The organism is Gilliamella sp. B2838 (assembly GCF_026536185.1).
Taxonomy (GTDB): domain Bacteria; phylum Pseudomonadota; class Gammaproteobacteria; order Enterobacterales; family Orbaceae; genus Gilliamella.
In genome coordinates, this window is the sequence record NZ_JAFNOO010000002.1 from 139,583 (window position 1) to 159,124 (window position 19,542).

At 35.3% G+C, this 19,542-nt stretch carries 21 protein-coding genes; 8 read left to right on the forward strand and 13 right to left on the reverse strand.

Translation table 11 applies throughout. The annotated features are described in order from the left end of the window. Window positions 1-2: 2 nt before the first annotated feature. A complete protein-coding gene (dcd, locus tag J3U63_RS02450; protein WP_065634318.1) occupies window positions 3-584 on the forward strand; it encodes a dCTP deaminase in 582 nt (193 codons plus the stop codon). A 36-nt stretch (window positions 585-620) separates the two neighbouring features. Further along, complete coding sequence (asmA, locus tag J3U63_RS02455; protein ID WP_267348767.1) at window positions 621-2,510, forward strand: outer membrane assembly protein AsmA; 1,890 nt, start codon at window positions 621-623, stop codon at window positions 2,508-2,510. A gap of 72 nt (window positions 2,511-2,582) precedes the next feature. On the opposite strand, the gene hslU is transcribed toward asmA, so the two are convergent. The 11 genes from hslU to sucC all read right to left on the reverse strand — a co-directional run bounded on the left by hslU (window position 2,583) and on the right by sucC (window position 12,590). Next, window positions 2,583-3,911: an HslU--HslV peptidase ATPase subunit gene (gene hslU / locus J3U63_RS02460; protein ID WP_267333288.1), complete on the reverse strand. Its 1,329-nt coding sequence runs from the start codon at window positions 3,909-3,911 to the stop codon at window positions 2,583-2,585. A gap of 26 nt (window positions 3,912-3,937) precedes the next feature. After that, a complete protein-coding gene (gene hslV, locus J3U63_RS02465; protein ID WP_065556332.1) occupies window positions 3,938-4,465 on the reverse strand; it encodes an ATP-dependent protease subunit HslV in 528 nt (175 codons plus the stop codon). A gap of 139 nt (window positions 4,466-4,604) precedes the next feature. Continuing rightward, window positions 4,605-5,858 carry a cell envelope integrity protein TolA gene (gene tolA / locus J3U63_RS02470; protein ID WP_416381278.1) on the reverse strand — a complete coding sequence of 418 codons (1,254 nt, stop codon included), beginning with the start codon at window positions 5,856-5,858 and terminating at the stop codon, window positions 4,605-4,607. A gap of 23 nt (window positions 5,859-5,881) precedes the next feature. After that, window positions 5,882-6,301: a colicin uptake protein TolR gene (gene tolR / locus J3U63_RS02475; protein WP_065634314.1), complete on the reverse strand. Its 420-nt coding sequence runs from the start codon at window positions 6,299-6,301 to the stop codon at window positions 5,882-5,884. Between the two features lie 6 nt (window positions 6,302-6,307). Beyond that, window positions 6,308-6,988, reverse strand: a complete 681-nt coding sequence (gene tolQ, locus J3U63_RS02480) for a protein TolQ (protein WP_267333286.1) — start codon at window positions 6,986-6,988, stop codon at window positions 6,308-6,310. Then, entirely contained in the window at window positions 6,989-7,384 is a 396-nt protein-coding gene (ybgC, locus tag J3U63_RS02485) for a tol-pal system-associated acyl-CoA thioesterase (protein WP_267333285.1), read from the reverse strand. It lies immediately after the preceding gene. A gap of 185 nt (window positions 7,385-7,569) precedes the next feature. Further along, window positions 7,570-7,680, reverse strand: coding sequence for a cytochrome bd oxidase small subunit, CydX/CbdX family (locus J3U63_RS02490; RefSeq protein WP_141671549.1), 111 nt, complete (start codon window positions 7,678-7,680; stop codon window positions 7,570-7,572). 9 nt (window positions 7,681-7,689) lie between these two features. Then, window positions 7,690-8,826 carry a cytochrome d ubiquinol oxidase subunit II gene (cydB, locus tag J3U63_RS02495; RefSeq protein ID WP_267333283.1) on the reverse strand — a complete coding sequence of 379 codons (1,137 nt, stop codon included), beginning with the start codon at window positions 8,824-8,826 and terminating at the stop codon, window positions 7,690-7,692. Window positions 8,827-8,845: 19 nt separating this feature from the next. After that, on the reverse strand, window positions 8,846-10,417 hold the full coding sequence (locus J3U63_RS02500; protein WP_065634310.1) for a cytochrome ubiquinol oxidase subunit I: 1,572 nt from the start codon (window positions 10,415-10,417) through the stop codon (window positions 8,846-8,848). 99 nt (window positions 10,418-10,516) lie between these two features. Continuing rightward, entirely contained in the window at window positions 10,517-11,395 is an 879-nt protein-coding gene (sucD, locus tag J3U63_RS02505; protein ID WP_267370359.1) for a succinate--CoA ligase subunit alpha, read from the reverse strand. A 25-nt stretch (window positions 11,396-11,420) separates the two neighbouring features. Then, the gene (gene sucC / locus J3U63_RS02510; protein ID WP_267333281.1) at window positions 11,421-12,590 is read right to left on the reverse strand and encodes an ADP-forming succinate--CoA ligase subunit beta; all 1,170 of its coding nucleotides are present in this window, start codon (window positions 12,588-12,590) and stop codon (window positions 11,421-11,423) included. A 178-nt stretch (window positions 12,591-12,768) separates the two neighbouring features. Between sucC and fldA the strand changes: the two genes are divergently transcribed. The 5 genes from fldA to cls all read left to right on the forward strand — a co-directional run bounded on the left by fldA (window position 12,769) and on the right by cls (window position 16,385). Continuing rightward, window positions 12,769-13,281 carry a flavodoxin FldA gene (fldA, locus tag J3U63_RS02515; protein ID WP_267333280.1) on the forward strand — a complete coding sequence of 171 codons (513 nt, stop codon included), beginning with the start codon at window positions 12,769-12,771 and terminating at the stop codon, window positions 13,279-13,281. Window positions 13,282-13,359: 78 nt separating this feature from the next. Next, a complete protein-coding gene (gene fur / locus J3U63_RS02520) occupies window positions 13,360-13,818 on the forward strand; it encodes a ferric iron uptake transcriptional regulator (RefSeq protein WP_267333279.1) in 459 nt (152 codons plus the stop codon). Between the two features lie 72 nt (window positions 13,819-13,890). Then, on the forward strand, window positions 13,891-14,433 hold the full coding sequence (locus J3U63_RS02525; protein WP_267370360.1) for an inner membrane-spanning protein YciB: 543 nt from the start codon (window positions 13,891-13,893) through the stop codon (window positions 14,431-14,433). A 24-nt stretch (window positions 14,434-14,457) separates the two neighbouring features. Continuing rightward, on the forward strand, window positions 14,458-14,916 hold the full coding sequence (gene yciA, locus J3U63_RS02530; protein WP_065634304.1) for an acyl-CoA thioester hydrolase YciA: 459 nt from the start codon (window positions 14,458-14,460) through the stop codon (window positions 14,914-14,916). A gap of 5 nt (window positions 14,917-14,921) precedes the next feature. Further along, on the forward strand, window positions 14,922-16,385 hold the full coding sequence (gene cls, locus J3U63_RS02535; protein ID WP_267343580.1) for a cardiolipin synthase: 1,464 nt from the start codon (window positions 14,922-14,924) through the stop codon (window positions 16,383-16,385). Between the two features lie 23 nt (window positions 16,386-16,408). Here the strand turns inward: cls and cpdA are convergent, their stop codons facing one another. Together cpdA and nudF are read right to left on the reverse strand one after the other, a co-directional pair. Continuing rightward, window positions 16,409-17,239, reverse strand: coding sequence for a 3',5'-cyclic-AMP phosphodiesterase (cpdA, locus tag J3U63_RS02540; protein ID WP_267343581.1), 831 nt, complete (start codon window positions 17,237-17,239; stop codon window positions 16,409-16,411). Window positions 17,240-17,407: 168 nt separating this feature from the next. After that, complete coding sequence (gene nudF, locus J3U63_RS02545) at window positions 17,408-18,037, reverse strand: ADP-ribose diphosphatase (protein ID WP_267333275.1); 630 nt, start codon at window positions 18,035-18,037, stop codon at window positions 17,408-17,410. Window positions 18,038-18,176: 139 nt separating this feature from the next. Here nudF and tolC point away from each other — a divergent pair, with 139 nt between their 5' ends. Continuing rightward, complete coding sequence (gene tolC, locus J3U63_RS02550) at window positions 18,177-19,523, forward strand: outer membrane channel protein TolC (protein WP_267343582.1); 1,347 nt, start codon at window positions 18,177-18,179, stop codon at window positions 19,521-19,523. Window positions 19,524-19,542: the final 19 nt, after the last annotated feature.

Consider the following 19,542-nt stretch of genomic DNA (forward strand, 5'->3'; position numbering starts at 1 on the left):
TCATGAGATTATGCGATCGAGATATCGAAGCGTATTTACAAAGTGGTAAACTAAAAATTACACCGCAACCAACAACTCATTGTATCAATGGCGCAACCGTCGATGTTAGATTGGGTAATAAATTTCGTACCTTTCGGGAACATACTACACCTTATATAGACTTGAGTGGTCCTAAAGAACAAGTATCAGCGGTTCTTGAACGTGTGATGAGTGAAGAAATGGTCCTTGCAGAAGGCGATGCTTTTTATCTTCATCCCGGTGAGTTAGCTTTAGCCGTCACGTTAGAGTCCGTTACTATTCCTGACGACTTAGTTGGCTGGCTAGATGGTCGCTCATCACTGGCCAGATTAGGATTGATGGTACATGTGACCGCTCACCGTATCGATCCTGGTTGGCAAGGACAAATTGTATTAGAATTTTACAATTCGGGAAAAATCCCATTAGCGCTCAGACCAGGAATGACCATTGGCGCATTAAGTTTTGAAACATTAACTGGGAAAGCAGCAAGACCTTACAACAGCAGAAAAGATGCAAAATATAAAGATCAACAAGGTGCAGTTGCCAGTCGTATTGATAAAGACTAGCACGCTTAGTAGCTTATATTCTAAAGGAACATTAATATGATCAAAAAAATATTGGTTACGCTTTTAATTTTAATCCTCATTATTTCAATCGGTATTGTCTCATTAATCGTTTTTGTTGACCCCAATAATTTTCGAGGATTTATAACTGATACCGTCAAAGATAAAACAGGCTATGAATTAACTATCGAAGGAAATTTACGTTGGCACATTTGGCCACAAGTCAGTATATTAACTGATTCGGTTAAACTTTCTGATCAAGATGCTAAAAAACCTATTCTAACTGCAGATAATATGCGTTTAGATGTGGAGTTGTTCCCACTGTTTTCTAAAAAATTGACTGTCAAAAATGTATTTATAAAATCGGCTATTATTAATATTACCGATGAAAGTAAAGGATTGGTTTTTGACAACAAAGAAGCTAACAAGCCAAACACATCTAACGGTGAAATATCACAAACTAAACAAGCTGCAAAACCATCAAATTGGGCGTTTACATTAAACAAACTTGAAGTCACTGATAGTACTGTTGTCATTCAACACAAAGATGATTTGATTAACTTTCGCAATATTAACTTAGCGATCGAGCAAAAATCAGATAAAAAAATGACAATTGATGTAAAAGGCAATGTTGATCGTAATCAACAAGATCTTTATTATGCTGCTAATGCTGATGTAGATTTAACCCAATATCCTAATAGCGCAATTATTGATTTGAAGAAATTTGAATATTCTTATAAAGGCATTACCTCATCGTTTAAAGCTCTAAAAGGCAATATCAATGGATTATTTAATTATCAACAAACGAATCCAATGCAATTAAGTAGTAAAAATTTATCTTTTTCAATCAATGAAAACAATTTTAATGGTGCATTTACTGCTAATTTAGACAACAAACCTGATATTGATCTGCAGCTTAGCTCGGATAAATTGAACCTATCGACATTTTTAACCAATGATAAAAAAGTAAACGACAATATCACTATACAACAAACACCTCCTGTGGTATCAAACGTTGAAAAAATTGAGAACGAACTCAATTTTCTTAATAGCTTCAATGCTAAACTTAAACTCAATTTAAAACAATTAGATGCTAATAACATTATATTGAATAATATCAATGTAAATATGGTCAATAATGATGGTGTAGCCACCTTTCATGATATCAATTTTGACTTTGCTAAAGGCCATGTAATAGCAACAGGTATCGCAAATGGTAAGCAAAAAAATACACTAATTAAATTGAGTCCTAAAATTAGTAATGTTGATCTTAATACGTTCTTTACCCAAATAGAAACACCTAATGATTTGCAAGGATCATTTAATGCAAATGGTGATTTAGAAGCGAATACATTAATAGGTAATCGACTCTTAGAAAGTATAAAGGGTAACGTAGCAATCAATGTGACCAATGCCAGATTAAATAATATTAATATCAATAATATTATTCAAACTGCAGCAGCAAAATATACCAAAGATATATCTAATCCAGAAAATCAAAAAAACTATACTGAATTTTCTAATATCACAGCTAATGGCTATTTAAGCAATGGTAATTTAGAGCTAACAACGTTAGGAGCCAATTCTCAAACACTCGATGTCACCTCTGGCTCAGGCAGAGTTGGTATGACTCAAAAAGATTTAGATGTGAATTTAAACATTAAACTTTTAGGTGGCTGGAATGGTAAAAACGATACCATTGCAAAACTACAAAAGCTAACTATACCGTTACATATTTATGGGCAATTTGCTAATCTTCATTACCAAATTGATTTAGAACAAGTCATTAAGGATTTATTTAGTGATAAGTTGCAAGACAAGTTAGATAAATTACGCAATAAACTTGAAGGACGTAATTCAAAAGATGACTCTAAATCAAATTCTAAACAAAAAGCAGTAGATCTTTTAGAAGGTTTACTAACTAAATAAAAATAAGACAAATGAATAATAAAAAAGGTGAGTAATATACTCACCTTTTTTGTTTACCAGTTAAAAATAAAACTACAAAATAAACTTGCTTAGATCTTCATCTGCAACGAGTTTATCTAAATGCTCACCAACATACTTAGCATCAATTGTAACTGTTTGCCCATTAAGTTCACTCGCTTCAAACGAAACTTCTTCCATTAAACGTTCAAGCACGGTATGTAATCGACGAGCACCAATATTTTCATTTTGCTCATTTACTTGCCAAGCAGACTCCGCTATTTTACGTATCCCATCTGTGGTAAAATCAATATTCACACCTTCTGTTGCCATAAGTGCTTTATATTGTACAGTGAGTGATGCATTTGGCTCAGTTAAAATACGCTCAAAATCTTCACTGGTTAATGCTTGTAATTCAACTCGAATTGGTAAACGCCCTTGAAGTTCCGGTATTAAATCTGATGGGCTTGCTGTTTGGAATGCACCAGAAGCGATAAATAAAATATGATCAGTTTTTACTGAACCATGCTTAGTTGATACCGTGCATCCTTCAACTAAAGGTAATAAATCACGTTGCACCCCTTCACGAGACACATCAGGACCAGAAGAATTACCACGCTTACAAACTTTATCAATTTCGTCAATAAACACAATACCATTTTGTTCAACAGCTTCAATGGCTTGATGTTTAAGTTCTTCAGGATTTACAAGTTTAGCAGCTTCTTCTTCAATTAACTGTTTAAATGCATCTTTAATTTTCATTTTACGTGGTTTTGTTTTTTGACCACCTAAATTTTGAAACATCGATTGTAATTGATTCGTCATTTCTTCCATACCCGGAGGTGCCATGATTTCGACACCAATATTAACGCCGGCTACTTCAATTTCAATCTCTTTATCATCAAGTGCACCTTCACGGAGTTTTTTTCGAAAAGCTTGTCTAGCTGTTGAATCGTTATTATTTTCAACCTGTCCCCATCCATCTTTCGCTGGTGGGACCAGTACATCTAAAATACGTTCTTCAGCTAACTCTTGTGCACGATTGCGATTTTTTTCTATTGCTTCTTGACGAATCATTTTGACAGCGGAATCGGTTAAATCTCGAATAATAGAGTCAACCTCTTTACCAACATAACCGACTTCTGTAAATTTTGTTGCTTCGACTTTGATAAATGGAGCACGTGCTAATTTCGCTAATCTTCTGGCGATTTCGGTTTTACCTACCCCTGTTGGTCCAATCATTAATATATTTTTGGGTGTTACTTCATGGCGTAACGCTTCATCAAGCTGCATACGACGCCAACGATTACGCAATGCAATAGCAACAGAACGTTTTGCTTTATCTTGACCAATGATATGTTGGTTTAATTCGCTTACTATTTCGCGAGGAGTCATTTCAGACATAATAATTTTCTCTTAAATCGGTTTAATTAATAATTGAGCTCTTCAATTGTTTGGAAGTTATTGGTATATACACAAATATCTCCCGCTATTGATAATGACTTTTGCACAATATCATGTGCAGATAATGAAGTATTATCCAGTAGCGCACGTGCTGCCGCTTGAGCATATGGTCCTCCCGAACCAATAGCAATCAAATCGTCTTCTGGTTGAATAACATCACCTGTACCAGTAATAATTAATGAGGCACTTTCATCGGCAACAGCAAGCAATGCTTCTAATTTACGTAACATCCTATCGGTACGCCAATCTTTCGCTAACTCAACTGCAGACTTGGTTAAATGACCTTGATGCATTTCAAGTTTTCGTTCGAATAATTCAAAAAGCGTAAAGGCATCAGCTGTGCCGCCTGCAAATCCTGCAATTACTTTGTTATTATATAATCGACGAACTTTACGGGCGTTGCCTTTCATAATTATACGTTCACCAAGTGTCACTTGCCCATCACCACCAATAACCACTTGCCCTTCACGGCGAACACTGACTATTGTTGTCATATTCTGCTCCTTCTCTTACTTACAATAACTAAATTTGGAATGAATAGAAAATATATTGGGACGTTTAAATCATTTTCAACATCTTTGAGTGAAAGATGTTGAAAATTTATTTTATGAAGATCAAAATTAGAACATTAAGCTATTTTGGTTGGAATTCAAGAGTCATATTTTTTACTTCATTATACAGATTATTAGCAGGTCTTGGTATCACCGCAAGTTTGGTAGCGGCAAGCGCTTCTCGGCATAAAGCATCATCCCCACCTTTTGAAATGACATTAAGTAATAATCCATCGGGCGCAATTTGAATCTGCAAAACACAGTGTTGCCCACTATAAACATTAGGAGGATTAATAAATTTATTACTTATTGCATTTTGTACTAATGACTTATATTTGTCTAATTCACCATCCGACACACCTTTACGGCTAGCCGTTGCTCCTTGAGCATTTGAAGTACTTGGCGCACCTGATGAGGTTAATCCACCTAACAGATCATTTAATGCTTTATCATTTTTAGCTTGTTTAGCTTTCTCTGCCGCAGCTTTTTGGGCGGCGGCTTTCTCGGCTGCGGCTTTTTCTGCGGCAGCTTTCTCGGCTGCGGCCTTTTCAGCGGCGGCTTTCTCTGCCGCAGCCTTTTCAGCGGCGGCCTTTTCAGCGGCAGCTTTTTCTGCGGCGGCCTTTTGAGCGGCAGCTTTCTCGGCTGCAGCCTTTTCAGCGGCAGCTTTCTCGGCTGCAGCCTTTTCAGCGGCGGCTTTCTCGGCTGCGGCCTTCTCAGCAGCAGCTTTTTCTGCTGCAGCCTTTTCAGCGGCGGCTTTTTCTGCGGCGGCCTTTTGAGCGGCAGCTTTCTCGGCTGCGGCCTTCTCAGCGGCAGCTTTTTCTGCGGCGGCCTTCTCTGCAGCGGCTTTTTCTGCTGCAGCCTTTTCAGCGGCAGCTTTTTCTGCGGCTGCCTTCTCTGCAGCGGCTTTTTCTGCTGCAGCCTTTTCAGCGGCAGCTTTCTCGGCTGCGGCCTTTTCAGCAGCGGCTTTTTCTGCCTCTTGCTGTTTTTGTTGTTCAGCAATTTTTAAACGCTCTTTTTCAAGATCTTTTAACCGTTGCTGTTCAGCTAATTGCTTCTCTTGTAACTCTTTAGCCTGGTTTTCTAATTGTTGTTGTTTTTGTTTATCCGCCTTTTGTTGACTGGTTTGAGCTTGTAATTGCCTTTGATATTGTTCAGTCATAACCGAGGGATCAACCATAATCGCATCGATAGATTGACCATTAATACTACCATAGTTAGCATTATCATCTTGTATAGCTCTATAGCCAAGAATGATAATTAATATTAAATGCAATAAAATAGATATTACAATTGGTACGCTTAATTTAGAATTTGGCTTATAAGACATTGCTGACATTTTTAACGTATTATTATGTTTAATTAAATTGGTTGAGTCATCAATCCAACAGATTTAACGCCTGCAGATTGTAATAAATTCAACGCCTTTATAATTTCTTCGTAAGGAACATTTTTAGCACCACCAACTAAAAAAACAGCTTTTTCGTTAAGTGAAATTTGATGCTTAACCTCGGCAACAATTTGCTCTTGCGGTAAATTTGATTGACGATCTTGATCAATGATCAATGCGTAAACGCCAACATCAGATACTTCAATAATGATTGGTTTATTATCTGAAGGTGAAACTGTTTTTGATTCCGACGCTTCAGGTAAATCAACTTCAACACTTTGACTGATAATGGGTGCAGTTGCCATAAAAATCAATACCAATACCAATAGTACATCCAATAATGGAACTATATTGATTTCAGATTTTGTGGAATAACGTGAACGTCTGCTCATAATTAATTACTTCCTAACCGCAACAGCTTGACGTTGTAAAATAGCTGAAAATTCATCAATAAAGTTTAAATAGCTTTGCTCTATTCTACTGACGCTTAATGATAAACGATTATATGCCAACACCGCAGGAATAGCAGCAAATAGCCCTATAGCGGTTGCAATCAATGCTTCTGCAATACCAGGTGCAACCATTTGAAGTGTTGCTTGTTTAACTGCACCTAATGAAATAAATGCGTGCATTATACCCCAAACAGTACCAAATAAACCAATATATGGACTGATAGAACCAACTGTTCCTAAAAAAGGAATATGTAATTCTAAATTATCAAGTTCACGATTCATGGCTAATCGCATCGAGCGAGATGCGCCATCTAATGCCGCTTCTGACATATTTGGATTAATTTGATATAGCCGAGAAAACTCTTTAAAACCCGAATAAAAAATATGTTCTGTACCACTGATATCTTCTTTATTGAATTTTGCTTTATCAAATAAAACATTTAATTCATCAGATGCCCAAAAACTATTTTCAAATTGATCAACTTGTTTTTTAGCTTTTCCTAAAATTTTACTACGTTGAAAAATAATAGCCCAAGACATAACAGAAAAGCTCAGTAACAATATCATCACACATTGTACTAATAAACCTGCTTGTAAAAACAAATCAATAATATTAAGATTTTCCACTTATATAAACTCCGAAACTAATAACTTAGGAAGCCCACATGGCTTCATTTTAGTCATATCTACACACGCAATAATCACATCAGCAGAACTGATAGCTTGCTTGTTTTGATTAAAAATAGTCTGTTTAAAGATAATAGACGCCTTGCGAACTTGCTCAATGCTACTGCTAATTGTCAGCATATCATCTAAACGAGCTGGAAAGAGGTAGCTAATATCCATCTTTTTTACAACAAAAGCAATACCTTCTTGTAATAACTTTTGTTGACTAATATCGAGTTGTCTTAGCATTTCGGTTCTAGCTCGTTCGAAAAAAGCAAGATACCGAGCATGATAGACAACTCCACCTGCATCGGTATCTTCATAATAAACCCTTGCATTCCAATTAAATTGTTTCATATTCAAATATCACGTAAAAAAAATTTGTTGTTATTATATCTAAATATAAAATTCGCCGCACTATGATATAAAATTACTTAAATGAAAACAATTATCATTTGTGACTAATTCGATTATAGTGACAATTTTTAAATTAAAAAAAGGTGACGATAAGCCACCTTTTTAATTAACTTTATACTAATAACTTACTGATTATTTGACTCTTTATCACTACTAATATGTTCTACCCATAATCCAGTAACGGCAGATAACATACAAGCTGCAATAATGCCTACAAACCATAATACATAATACATATCTGTTCCTTAATAAAGAGAATGTTTATTATTTTCAATATGATTTTTATCAAGTCGTCCAAACATTTTAATATATGACCAGATAGTATATAAAAGCACTATTGGTAAGAAGATTAATACCACTACAAACATAATATTAAGTGTTAATTGACTTGATGTTGCATCCCATATAGTTAGACTTGCATTTGGCATAATGCTTGATGGCATAATAAATGGGAATGTTGCGATAGCATAAGTAAATAATACACAAGCAATTGTTAATGACGATAAAATAAAAACTAATGCGTTTTTATTTAAACCAGAACAAAGAATAGTTAACAATGGCAAAACGACACCTAAAACAGGCACTAACCATAAAATTGGATAATTCATATAATTTGTTAACCATGATGTATCGGTCGATACAGTCTTCGCTAATGGATTAGAGGCAGCATTGTGATCAATAACACTTGTCACTTCATATCCATGAATACCAAAAGCTACCCAAACTCCAGCTAAAACAAAAGCAATGACTAAAATCAAACTTGCCACTTGAGTTGCTTTCCTTGCGCGCAAATAAAGCTCACCAGAGGTTTTCATTTGCAACCATGCTCCACCATGAGCAACTATTAACATTAAACTAACGACACCTGTTAATAGAGCAAATGGGTTAAGCAAACCGAAAAAGTTACCATCATAAAATACACGATAAGTATTGTCGTATCTAAACGGAACACCTTCTAGTAAGTTTCCAAATGCAACGCCAAATACCAATGCAGGAACAAAACTCCCAACAAAGATACCGCCATCCCATAAGTTACGCCATTTTGAATTTTCTAATTTACTACGATAATCAAAACCAATTGGTCTAAAAAATAGCGCACATAACACTAATATCATCGCAATATAAAAACCTGAAAATGAAGCAGCATAAGCCATTGGCCAAGCTGCAAATATACCTGCTCCACCAGTAATTAACCATACTTGGTTACCATCCCAATGAGGGGCAATGGCATTTATCATAATACGACGTTCTGTATCAGTTTTTCCGATAAATGGTAGTAAAATACCTACTCCCATATCGAATCCATCTGTGACAACAAAACCGATTAAAACAACGCTAATCAGCACCCACCAGATGACGCGTACAATTTCGTAATCAATCATTGTGTATACTCCCTATGCCCTATTCTGTTACCGGTTGTGTTTTTTCATAATGATAGTTGCCTGTACCTAAAGAACTCGGTCCCAAACGTGCAAATTTAAACATTAAAAACATTTCAGCAACTAAAAATAAGGTATAAAGACCACAAATCAATATCATTGTAAATAATACTTCACCTGGAGTTAATGACGAATTTGCTACACCTGTTGGTAAAATATCTTGAATAGCCCAAGGTTGACGACCGTATTCAGCAACAAACCAACCACACTCACAAGCAAGCCATGGGAATGGTAAAAACAACATTAATAAACGATGTAACCAGCGTCTTTCTGTAATTTTATTTTTATAAGTGGTCCACAAAGCAAAACCAGTACCAAGAATCATCAATAATCCTAGACCAACCATACCACGGAATGCCCAAAATAGCGGCCAAACGGTAGGAATAGAATCCTCAGCAGCAGCTTTAATATGTTGTTCTGTTGCTTCAGGAATAGTTAAATTATCACGATCAGTAAAGCGTTTAACCAAATAACCATAACCTAAATCAGCTTTATTATCTTCAAAAGCTTTTAATACGGCAGGATCTTGATCACCTTTTTGAATTTTTTCCAAGTTTGTATAAGCCAAAACACCATTACGAATCTTGGTTTCATTGGTATTTAAGATGTCTTTCAAACCAATAACTTGAGTATCTAATGAACGTGTTGTCATAATACCCATAACATATGGAATCTCAATAGCAAATAAATTTTCTTTATTTTTTTGAGAAGGAAAAGCTATAACATTAAATGATGCTGGAGCAGGTTGAGTTTCCCACTCACCTTCAATCGCAGCGAGTTTAGTTGGTTGAACAGTGGTCATTTCGTGACCAGCTTCATCGCCCATAAACGCAACTAAAATCGACATAATAAAACCAAACATTGCAGCTACAGCAAAAGAACGTTTGGCAAAAGCAACATCACGTTTTCTAAGTAGATAGTATGAACTAATACTTAAAACAAAAATAGCGCCAGTTAAATAACCTGCTGCAACAGTATGCACGAATTTATATTGCGCAACAGAATTGGTAATTAACTCAAAAAAGTTCGCCATTTCCATTCTAGCATTGATAGGATTAAATTCAGATCCAACAGGGAATTGCATCCAACCATTAGCCACTAATATCCACAATGCAGAAAGATTTGAACCGAATGCAACACACCAAGTAACCAATAAGTGCTTACCTCGACTTAATCTATCCCAACCAAAAAAGAATAGACCAACCATTGTCGATTCTAAGAAAAATGCCATTAGCCCTTCGATAGCTAGTGGTGCACCAAAAATATCTCCCACATAGTGTGAGTAATATGACCAGTTCGTGCCGAACTGAAATTCCATTGTCAAACCTGTGGCAACACCAACGGCAAAATTAATACCGAAGAGTTTTCCCCAGAATTTGGTCATATCTTTCCAAACTTGCTTACCACTTACAACGTATACTGTTTCCATAATTGCTAACAAAAACGCTAAACCAAGCGTTAATGGTACAAAGATGAAATGATACATTGCAGTGAGTGCAAATTGGAGGCGTGATAGTTCAACTATATCAAACATATTTGCTCCCTACTACATAAATGCTCACTAAATTAATATCGTTATTGACCGATATTGTACATCAATATTTTAAAATATAATTTGACGGATATCAAAAAACTACATATTAAATTGTTTTTTTACAACATCACCGATATCAGCCAAACTACTAACAACAGTTATACCTGCAGCTTGTAGTGTTCTGGTTTTTTCTTCAGCAGTGCCTTTATTACCCGAAATAATTGCGCCAGCATGCCCCATACGTTTACCTGATGGTGCAGATACCCCTGCAATATAACCAATAACAGGTTTAGAGACATGTTTTTTAATATACTCAGCGGCTTCCTCTTCCGCGCTACCTCCAATTTCACCAATCATAACAATGGCTTCTGTTTTAGGGTCCTGCTCAAGTAATTTTAAAATTGAAATAAAATCACTACCTGGAATAGGATCACCGCCAATCCCGATGCAAACTGATTGACCTAACCCTATGTCGGTAGTTTGTTTAACTGCTTCATAAGTTAAAGTACCAGAACGGGAAACAATGCCTATTTTACCGGCTAAATGAATGTGCCCCGGCATAATACCTATTTTACATTCATCAGGAACAATAATTCCCGGGCAGTTAGGTCCAATCATGACAGTATCGGTTTGTTTTAGTTTTAGTTTTTCTTTAACTATTAACATGTCTAAGGTTGGAATACCTTCTGTAATACAGACAATTAATTTAATGCCGGCATCAATTGCTTCTAAAATTGAATCTTTACCAAATGCGGCTGGTACATAAATAACACTTGCAGTCGCCCCCGTAGTTGCTACTGCTTCCTTTACGGTATTAAAAACGGGTAAACCTAAATGCTGAGTTCCACCTTTGCCTGGTGTTACACCACCAACTAATTTAGTGCCATAGGCTAATGCTTGCTGTGAATGAAAGGTTCCTTGACTGCCAGTAAATCCTTGGCAAATAACTTTGGTATCTTTATTAACTAAAATTGACATAATTTCCGTTCTCCACTCTTTCTTATTATGCAACAGCAACTATTTTTTGTGCAGCATCAATTAAACTTTTTGCAGTAATAATATTTAACTGACTTTCAGCTAATATCTCTCGAGCAATCTCAGCATTATTACCTTCAAGGCGGACAACAACAGGAACCGCAAGACCTATTTCTTTTATTGCGTTAATAATTCCATCAGCAATTAAATCACATCGAACAATACCACCGAAGATATTGACTAAAATTGCTTTAACATTTTTATCAGATAAAATTAATTTAAATGCTTCAGATACACGTTCTTTGGTCGTGCCGCCACCAACATCTAAAAAGTTAGCCGGTTCACCGCCATATAATTTGATAATATCCATCGTAGCCATGGCAAGACCTGCGCCATTAACCATACAACCAATATTACCTTCTAAAGATACATAGCTAATTCCCTGTTTGGCGGCAATTGATTCGCGTTCATCTTCTTGTGTGGTATCTCTTAGCACATTCAAATTTGGATGTCTAAAAAGCGCATTATCATCAATAACAACTTTCGCATCCAAACAAATCAACTCTTGAGCATCGGTAATCACTAAAGGGTTCACCTCTGCTAAAGACACATCGTTTTCTAAAAAAAGTGTAGCTAGATTGACAAATAATTTAGCAAATTGATTAATTAGTTTACCGGATAAACCCAATTTAAATGCGAGTTCACGTCCTTGATACGCACAAGGTCCGGTTAAAGGATCGAGTGAAATTTTATGAATTAGATGGGGTGATTTTTCAGCGACACTTTCAATATCCACCCCACCTTCTGTAGAGGCCATAATAACTACGCGTTTAGAACTTCTATCAATTACTGCACCTAAATACAGTTCTTTATCTATATTAGACGCTTTTTCAATGAGAATTTGATTAACCGGTTGACCTTTAGATGTGGTTTGATAAGTCACTAAATGCTTACCCAGCCACTTTTCTGCAAACTGTTTGATTTCATTAAAATCGTGTGTACAAATCACGCCGCCTGCTTTACCACGACCACCAGCATGAACCTGACACTTTGCCACCCAAGCGTGAATATCTGCTTGAGACGCCAATTTAGCTAAGGTATCTTGTACTTCATCAATTGAGTTACAAACATAACCTTCTGGAACAGGTAAATTATATTGTTTAAAAAGATATTTTGATTGATACTCGTGCAGGTTCATAAATAAATTCCAAAACTTATGTTATTATTAAATTTTCAACAATTCTAATCCAAGATCAATCAATTGTGTAGCAAATAATATGGTATGATGATGGTAATTGAGAATTATTGCTGATAACAGGTGACAATGATATACTCAAAAAATATTTTTTATATTGTAAAACAGTGAAGGTACAAATATGGCAAACGTCGGTATTTTTTTTGGTAGTGATACAGGTAATACAGAGAATGTAGCTAAACAAATCCAACTTATTTTAGGAAGTGAACAAGCAGATCTTTTTGATATTGCTAAAACCACCAAAGAACATATAGAAAAATATGATTATCTTTTTTTCGGCATTCCGACTTGGTATTATGGTGAATCACAAGCAGATTGGGATGATTTTTTTCCTAATCTAGAGCAAATTGATTTTAATGGTAAAACGGTTGCTATTTTCGGTTGTGGTGATCAAGAAGATTATGCCGAATATTTTTGTGATGCAATGGGAACTATACGCGATATTATTGAACCGAAAGGTGCCAAAATTGTTGGGCATTGGTCAACTGATGGATACAACTTTGAAGCATCTAAAAGTTTAGTTGACGATAACCATTTTATTGGATTAGCAATTGATGAAGATCGCCAACCAGAATTGACAGAACAACGCATCGCTACGTGGGTAAATCAAGTCAAAAGCGAAATGAATATTTAATCTATCAAAGTGATTTATTTTATTTTCCGTACATAGTCTTATAATATAACTGATTAATTAACTAAACTGGAATGCAATATGACAAATCATGATAACGATAATAACGCTGCACTAAAAAGCGCAGGTTTAAAAGTTACTTTACCAAGATTAAAAATTTTAGAGTTATTGCGCGATCCTTCATGTCAACATATCACAGTCGAAGATCTTTATAAAAAGTTACTTGATATGGGTGAAGAAATTGGACTTGCCACAGTTTACCGTGTTTTAAATCAATTTGATGATGCGGGTATTGTTACACGTCATAATTTTGAAGGTGGACGAGCGGTTTTTGAGCTATCAACTCAAAAACACCATGATCATTTAATATGTTTAGATTGTGGCGAAGTATTTGAATTTCGTGATGAAATTATTAATACCAGACAAAAAGAAATTGCCGAACAATATGGCGTTAAGTTAACGTTCCATAGTTTGTATCTTTACGGTCATTGCCAATCAGGAAATTGTAAAGCACATCCCGAACTTCATACCAAAAAATAAGGCCTATTATTAATAGGCTTTTTTTCTTATTTAACTCTTAATAAGTATCTCATCTATCAGGTTAATAATTACATGAAACAACTTTTGAATTTTATTCCACTGATTTTCTTTTTTGTCTTTTTAACAATGTATGATATTTTTGCTGGCGTTCAAGCACTCATGATCTCAGCAACCATTGCTTTTCTTATTATTCTCGTTATTTATCGAAAAATAGATAAAGTAGAGTTGTTATCCTACCTAATGATCATGATTTTTGGTGGTTTTACATTATATACTCGTGAACCCAATATCATTAAATGGAAAGTGACAATCATTAATTTTATCTTTGCTTCTGCTTTATTAATTAGTCAATTTATTTTTAAAAAAAATCTTTTACAGAAAATGCTTGGTAAAGAGTTACAATTAAACTTAGCTGTCTGGAATAGACTAAATTTGTTATGGATAGTATTTTTCATTTCGTGTGGAGTCATCAGTTTAATCACAACTTATTATGCTCCTGATGAATTTTTTTGGATTTTCAAAGTATTTATTTTACCCGGTGCCTCTTTACTATTATCATTAATATCTGGTATCTATATTTATCGAAATTTAAAAAAACACGCTAGTACCGAGTAAAATGTTATAACTAAGGCTTTCATCATGAAACAAGACACAACTAATCCTAAAGGACAATTGGTATTAAGAACACTTGCGATGCCTGCTGACACAAACCCACATGGCCATATTTTTGGTGGTTGGATTATGTCACAAATGGATCTAGCTGGCGGAATTTTATCAAAAGAAATTGCCAGAAACCGTGTAGTAACAGTCAATGCAAGTAGTATCACATTTTATAAACCGGCAATGGTTGGCGATGTTGTCTGTTGTTATGCTCATTGTATTAAAACAGGTAAAACCTCAATCACGATTGGCATTGAGGTTTGGGTAAAAAAAGTACTCGACACATCAGACACCCCTCAACGTTTTTGTATTACTGACGCAGTATTTACTTATGTATCAGTTGATAAACATAACAATCCTAAGCCATTACCTGAAATTTTTCAGCATTATGATTGTAGCAAAGATCCCATTAGTCAATTAAACTTAAGCAATAGTTAACTAATATGCAATATACTTCATTTCATGCCTTAATTAGTTCATTAATCTTCTTCGTTTATTGGTTGATAATCGTTGCAGTAACTTTACGGATAGTGTTTAAGCGTAGACCAACAACTTATGTCATTGCTTGGATGTTGGTCATTTACATCTTACCTATCGTTGGGATTATTCTTTATTTTTCACTTGGTGAAGCACATTTAGGTCAACAACGCGTTAAACGTGCGCAAAAAATGCGGCCAATCATTGCTAATTTTATCAATCGAATTAGTGTATTTTCTGATATTTTTACCACCAAAGTTAGCCAAGTCAGTAAACCCATTTTCCAACTTTGTAAACACCAGACCGGACTGGATGGTATAAACGGTAACCATATCGAACTGCTTAGTGACACCGATACCATATTTGATAAACTCATTGAAGACATTAATCAAGCCACGTCTAATATTGAAATGGTTTTTTATATTTGGAACGAAGGCGGTCGAGCAGATGATGTTGAAAGCGCACTGATTTCGGCCACCAAAAGAGGGGTAACATGTCGGTTAATGGTTGATTCAGCAGGTAGTCGCCATTTTCTTAAAACTAACGCAAGCAAAAGAATGCGAGCAGCTGGTATTATAATAGTTGAAGCGCTTAAAGTTAATTTATTGCGCTTTATGTTTAGACGGCTCGATCTGCGCCAACATCGTAAAGTGGCTATTATTGACAATTATATTTCATATACAGGTAGTATGAATATCGTCGATCCACGCTTTTTTAAACAAAATAAGCATGTTGGTGAATGGGTCGATGTTATGGTAAGAATGCGTGGACCTGTCACCACCTTAATGGGTGCAATTTATGCTAGTGATTGGGAATTAGAAACCGGTACCGATTTAGCCTTACCGCAAATTACTGACTTTGCAGAACCACCAGAAGAGAAAAAGCATATCATGCAACTTATTGCTTCTGGTCCTGGTTATATGGAAAACATGATCCATCAGGTGTTACTCACTGCTATTTATTCAGCACAAGAGCAAATTATTTTCACCACACCCTATTTAGTACCAAGCGATGATATTTTACATGCAGTTTGTACCGCTGCGCAAAGAGGGGTTGAAGTAATTATTATTGTTCCTAAAAAGAATGATTCATTAATGGTCAAATGGGCAAGCCGAGCTTTCTTTTCGGAACTGCTCGATGGTGGTGTAAAGCTATATCAGTTTAATGATAACTTATTGCACACAAAAAGTGTGTTAATTGATAACCAGTTAAGCTTAGTTGGTACTGTAAATTTAGATATGCGCAGTTTATGGTTAAATTTTGAAATTACCACCGTCATTGATGATGCTGAATTTGCCCAATCGTTATCTAACCTTTTACAAAAATATTTAGCGCAATCAGACGAAGTTAATATCGAAACTTGGAAACAACGACCCATTTGGCAGCACGTCGTTGAACGGCTCTTTTACTTTTTTGCTCCATTACTGTAATTGGTGATATTTAATTACAGTAATTAATAGCCATTTTGTGATAAATCCGGTACAAATCGATTATCACAAATTCGAAAAACAGACGTGTCAATTGAACCATTATCATTTAATTTAATTTCGCGCCAACCTGGCGCATCTTTATCTGCTAACTGAAAATCATAGCTATTTGGTTTAAATTGAACACAAGTTGATGGCGTTGAAAACGCTAAGCAGTGATGCCATAAATGATCTTGCTCTTGATGAATATGTCCCCATCCCACCCCTTTTATTTGTTGGTGACCTTGGACAATTTGCTCCAATTGACAACTATTTTTTAAAATATGTTGATCAAGCCAATGACAACTGGAGGATATAGGGTGATGATGCAGAAAAACTAATGCATTCTTATCTGGATATTTGACTAAAGTATGTTGTAAAAATTCAAGCTCTATATTGCTTAAAAAGCCGTAAGCTTGCCCTTCAACTTGGCTATTAAGAAGAATGATTATCCATTTATCGCCAAGTAATACCACCTTATTATCAGCTAAATCATAATGGGCAAAAACAGACTGCATATAGCTATAGTTATCATGATTGCCAGCTAACCACACACAAGGCGTTTTTAAACTTATAATTTGCTCTGCAAAACGTTGATAAGCATGTTTGGATCCATCTTGTACAAAATCGCCAGTTGCCACAATTAAATCATACTTTCTTTTGGCGCTTTTTATTTCATCTAACACGGCTAAAAAACTTGCATTTGAATTTACACCAAGTAATACACTGCTGTCACCGGCAAAAAGATGCATATCGGTAATTTGTAATATTTTGGCGTGTTGTTTATTTTGTGTTGGAAGCTGTAAAAGTGATTCCAAAATTCACCTCAATTATTCATTAATACATTACAGTTAATGACGGAAATAGCAAAACCTAGGGGTGTAGCAAGTGATATAATTTTTATTATAAATCCAAGCGTTATATTAAAGTGTAAAATAGATCACATTTTAATGGAAGAAATAATTAAATGTGATCGGCAATACTCATTACATCCACTCATTTTTTAATCGATGATGATTAAGTTGTAACCACTGTAGGGCAATAATTGAAGCCGCATTATTAATTAAACCGTCTTCGACCCATTGGTAAGCTTGTTCTCTGCTCACTACATGCACTTTGATATCTTCGTTTTCTTCAGCTAATCCATGAACACCTTTTGCTGTCGTTGAATCAACCTCACCAACCAAAATATGCAATTTTTCAGTTAGACCACCAGGTGAAGCCAGATAACTTGTAATTGGCATACAACGACCAACTTTAATCCCTGCTTCTTCCATAGCTTCGCGTCTTGCAACATCTTCACAAGATTCATTTTCATGATCCATCATGCCGGCAATCAGCTCTAACATCCATGGAGTATCTTGAGTTTCAATAGCGGCAATACGAATTTGTTCAATTAAAACCACTTCGTCACGTTTAGCATCATAAGCTAATAACACAACAGCGTGCCCACGTTCTAAAATTTCTCTAGTGACAAATTCACTAACTGAACCATCGAATTTACGGTATTGAAAACGATATTCAAGTAATGAAAAAAACCCTTTATACAAAACTCGTTTGGTTAGATTGAACACATCGTTTTTGTTAAAATGGACAGGATTATTGATAATTTTCATATTGTTTCTCAATTTTAAGCTAAATTTTAATAAAAAGTGCGAATGTTACATAAACTATGCTTACTATATGCTAATTATCTGTTAAAATCACTTAAATCAACGTACTATTATATTTTAATGTTTCTTAAAGAGATAATTGATGAAAAAAACGCTAACTTTTCTAATCGGCTTAACATTAAGCCAAGCAGTTTTTGCTGAAAATTTGGTTCAGGTATATGAACAAGCCAAAGAAACGAACCCAGATCTACGAAGTTCATTAGCCGATAAAGACAAAGCTTATTCAGCAATTTCAGGCTCTCGAGCAAGTTTATTACCACAAGTTGGGTTAAGTGCTTCTTATGGTGTAACACATGGGCGCCGAGATAACAGCGGTGAAAAATCTAAAAGTGGTAATTTATATCAAGTCACTTTATCGCAAAGTCTATTCAATTTTTCTAATTGGAAAAATTTAGATATCACAAAAAAACAAGCGAGTATTGCTGATATCACTTACCAATATCAAGGGCAAACATTAATTTTAAATACTTCAGTTGCTTATTTTAATGTGCTAAAAGCGCTTGATGCATTGAGCTTTATCGAAGCTCAGAAAAAAGCCATTGGTCGTCAATTAGAACAAACCCAGCAACAACATCAAGTGGGTTTAGTGGCTATTACAGATGTACAAAATGCCAAAGCTAATTATGATTTAACCGTTGCACAACAAGTTAATGCATTAAATGATTTAAATAACGCCATTGAAGATTTACGGCAAGTCAGCGGTCGTTTTTATTCCCAATTAGCAAGTATTAATACTAAGACGTTTAAAACTGAAATGCCAACCCAAATCGGCGCATTGTTGAAACAATCAGAAACATCAAATCTGAATTTATTAACAATGAAATTAAATCAAGATATCGCACGCGATCAAATCAAGTTAGCACAATCTGGTTATATGCCAACAGCAAGTGTTGATGCATCGACCAATTTAAATAAAACTGATCGATATGGTAAGCAGACTAGTCCTAATGTCCCTAATGGTACTAAATATTCCGGCAGTAACTATGTTGGCGTGAGTGTTAGTATGCCAATCTTCTCGGGCGGTGCAACCATGTCTCAAGTTGAACAAGCGCAACATAACTTTGTCAGTTTTAGTGAAAAACTTGAAAGCACCAATCGTAGCGTGATTAATCAAGTTCGTTCTTCTTACAACAATATTTCGTCATCTATCAGTGCAATCAAAGCTTACCAACAAGCGGTTGTCTCTGCGGAAAGTTCATTAGAAGCAACCACATCGGGATATCAAGTTGGAACACGTACTATTGTTGATGTATTAAATGCCACAACTCAGCTATATAGCTCTAAGCGCAACTTATCTGATGCTAAATATACTTATTTAACGAGTTTATTACAGCTGAAGTATGCAGTTGGTACATTAACTGCTGATGACTTAGTTTACCTTAACAATATGTTAGGAAAAGAGTTAAGCACAACAGTAACAATTAAATAAATAGTAGTTTAAATGGATT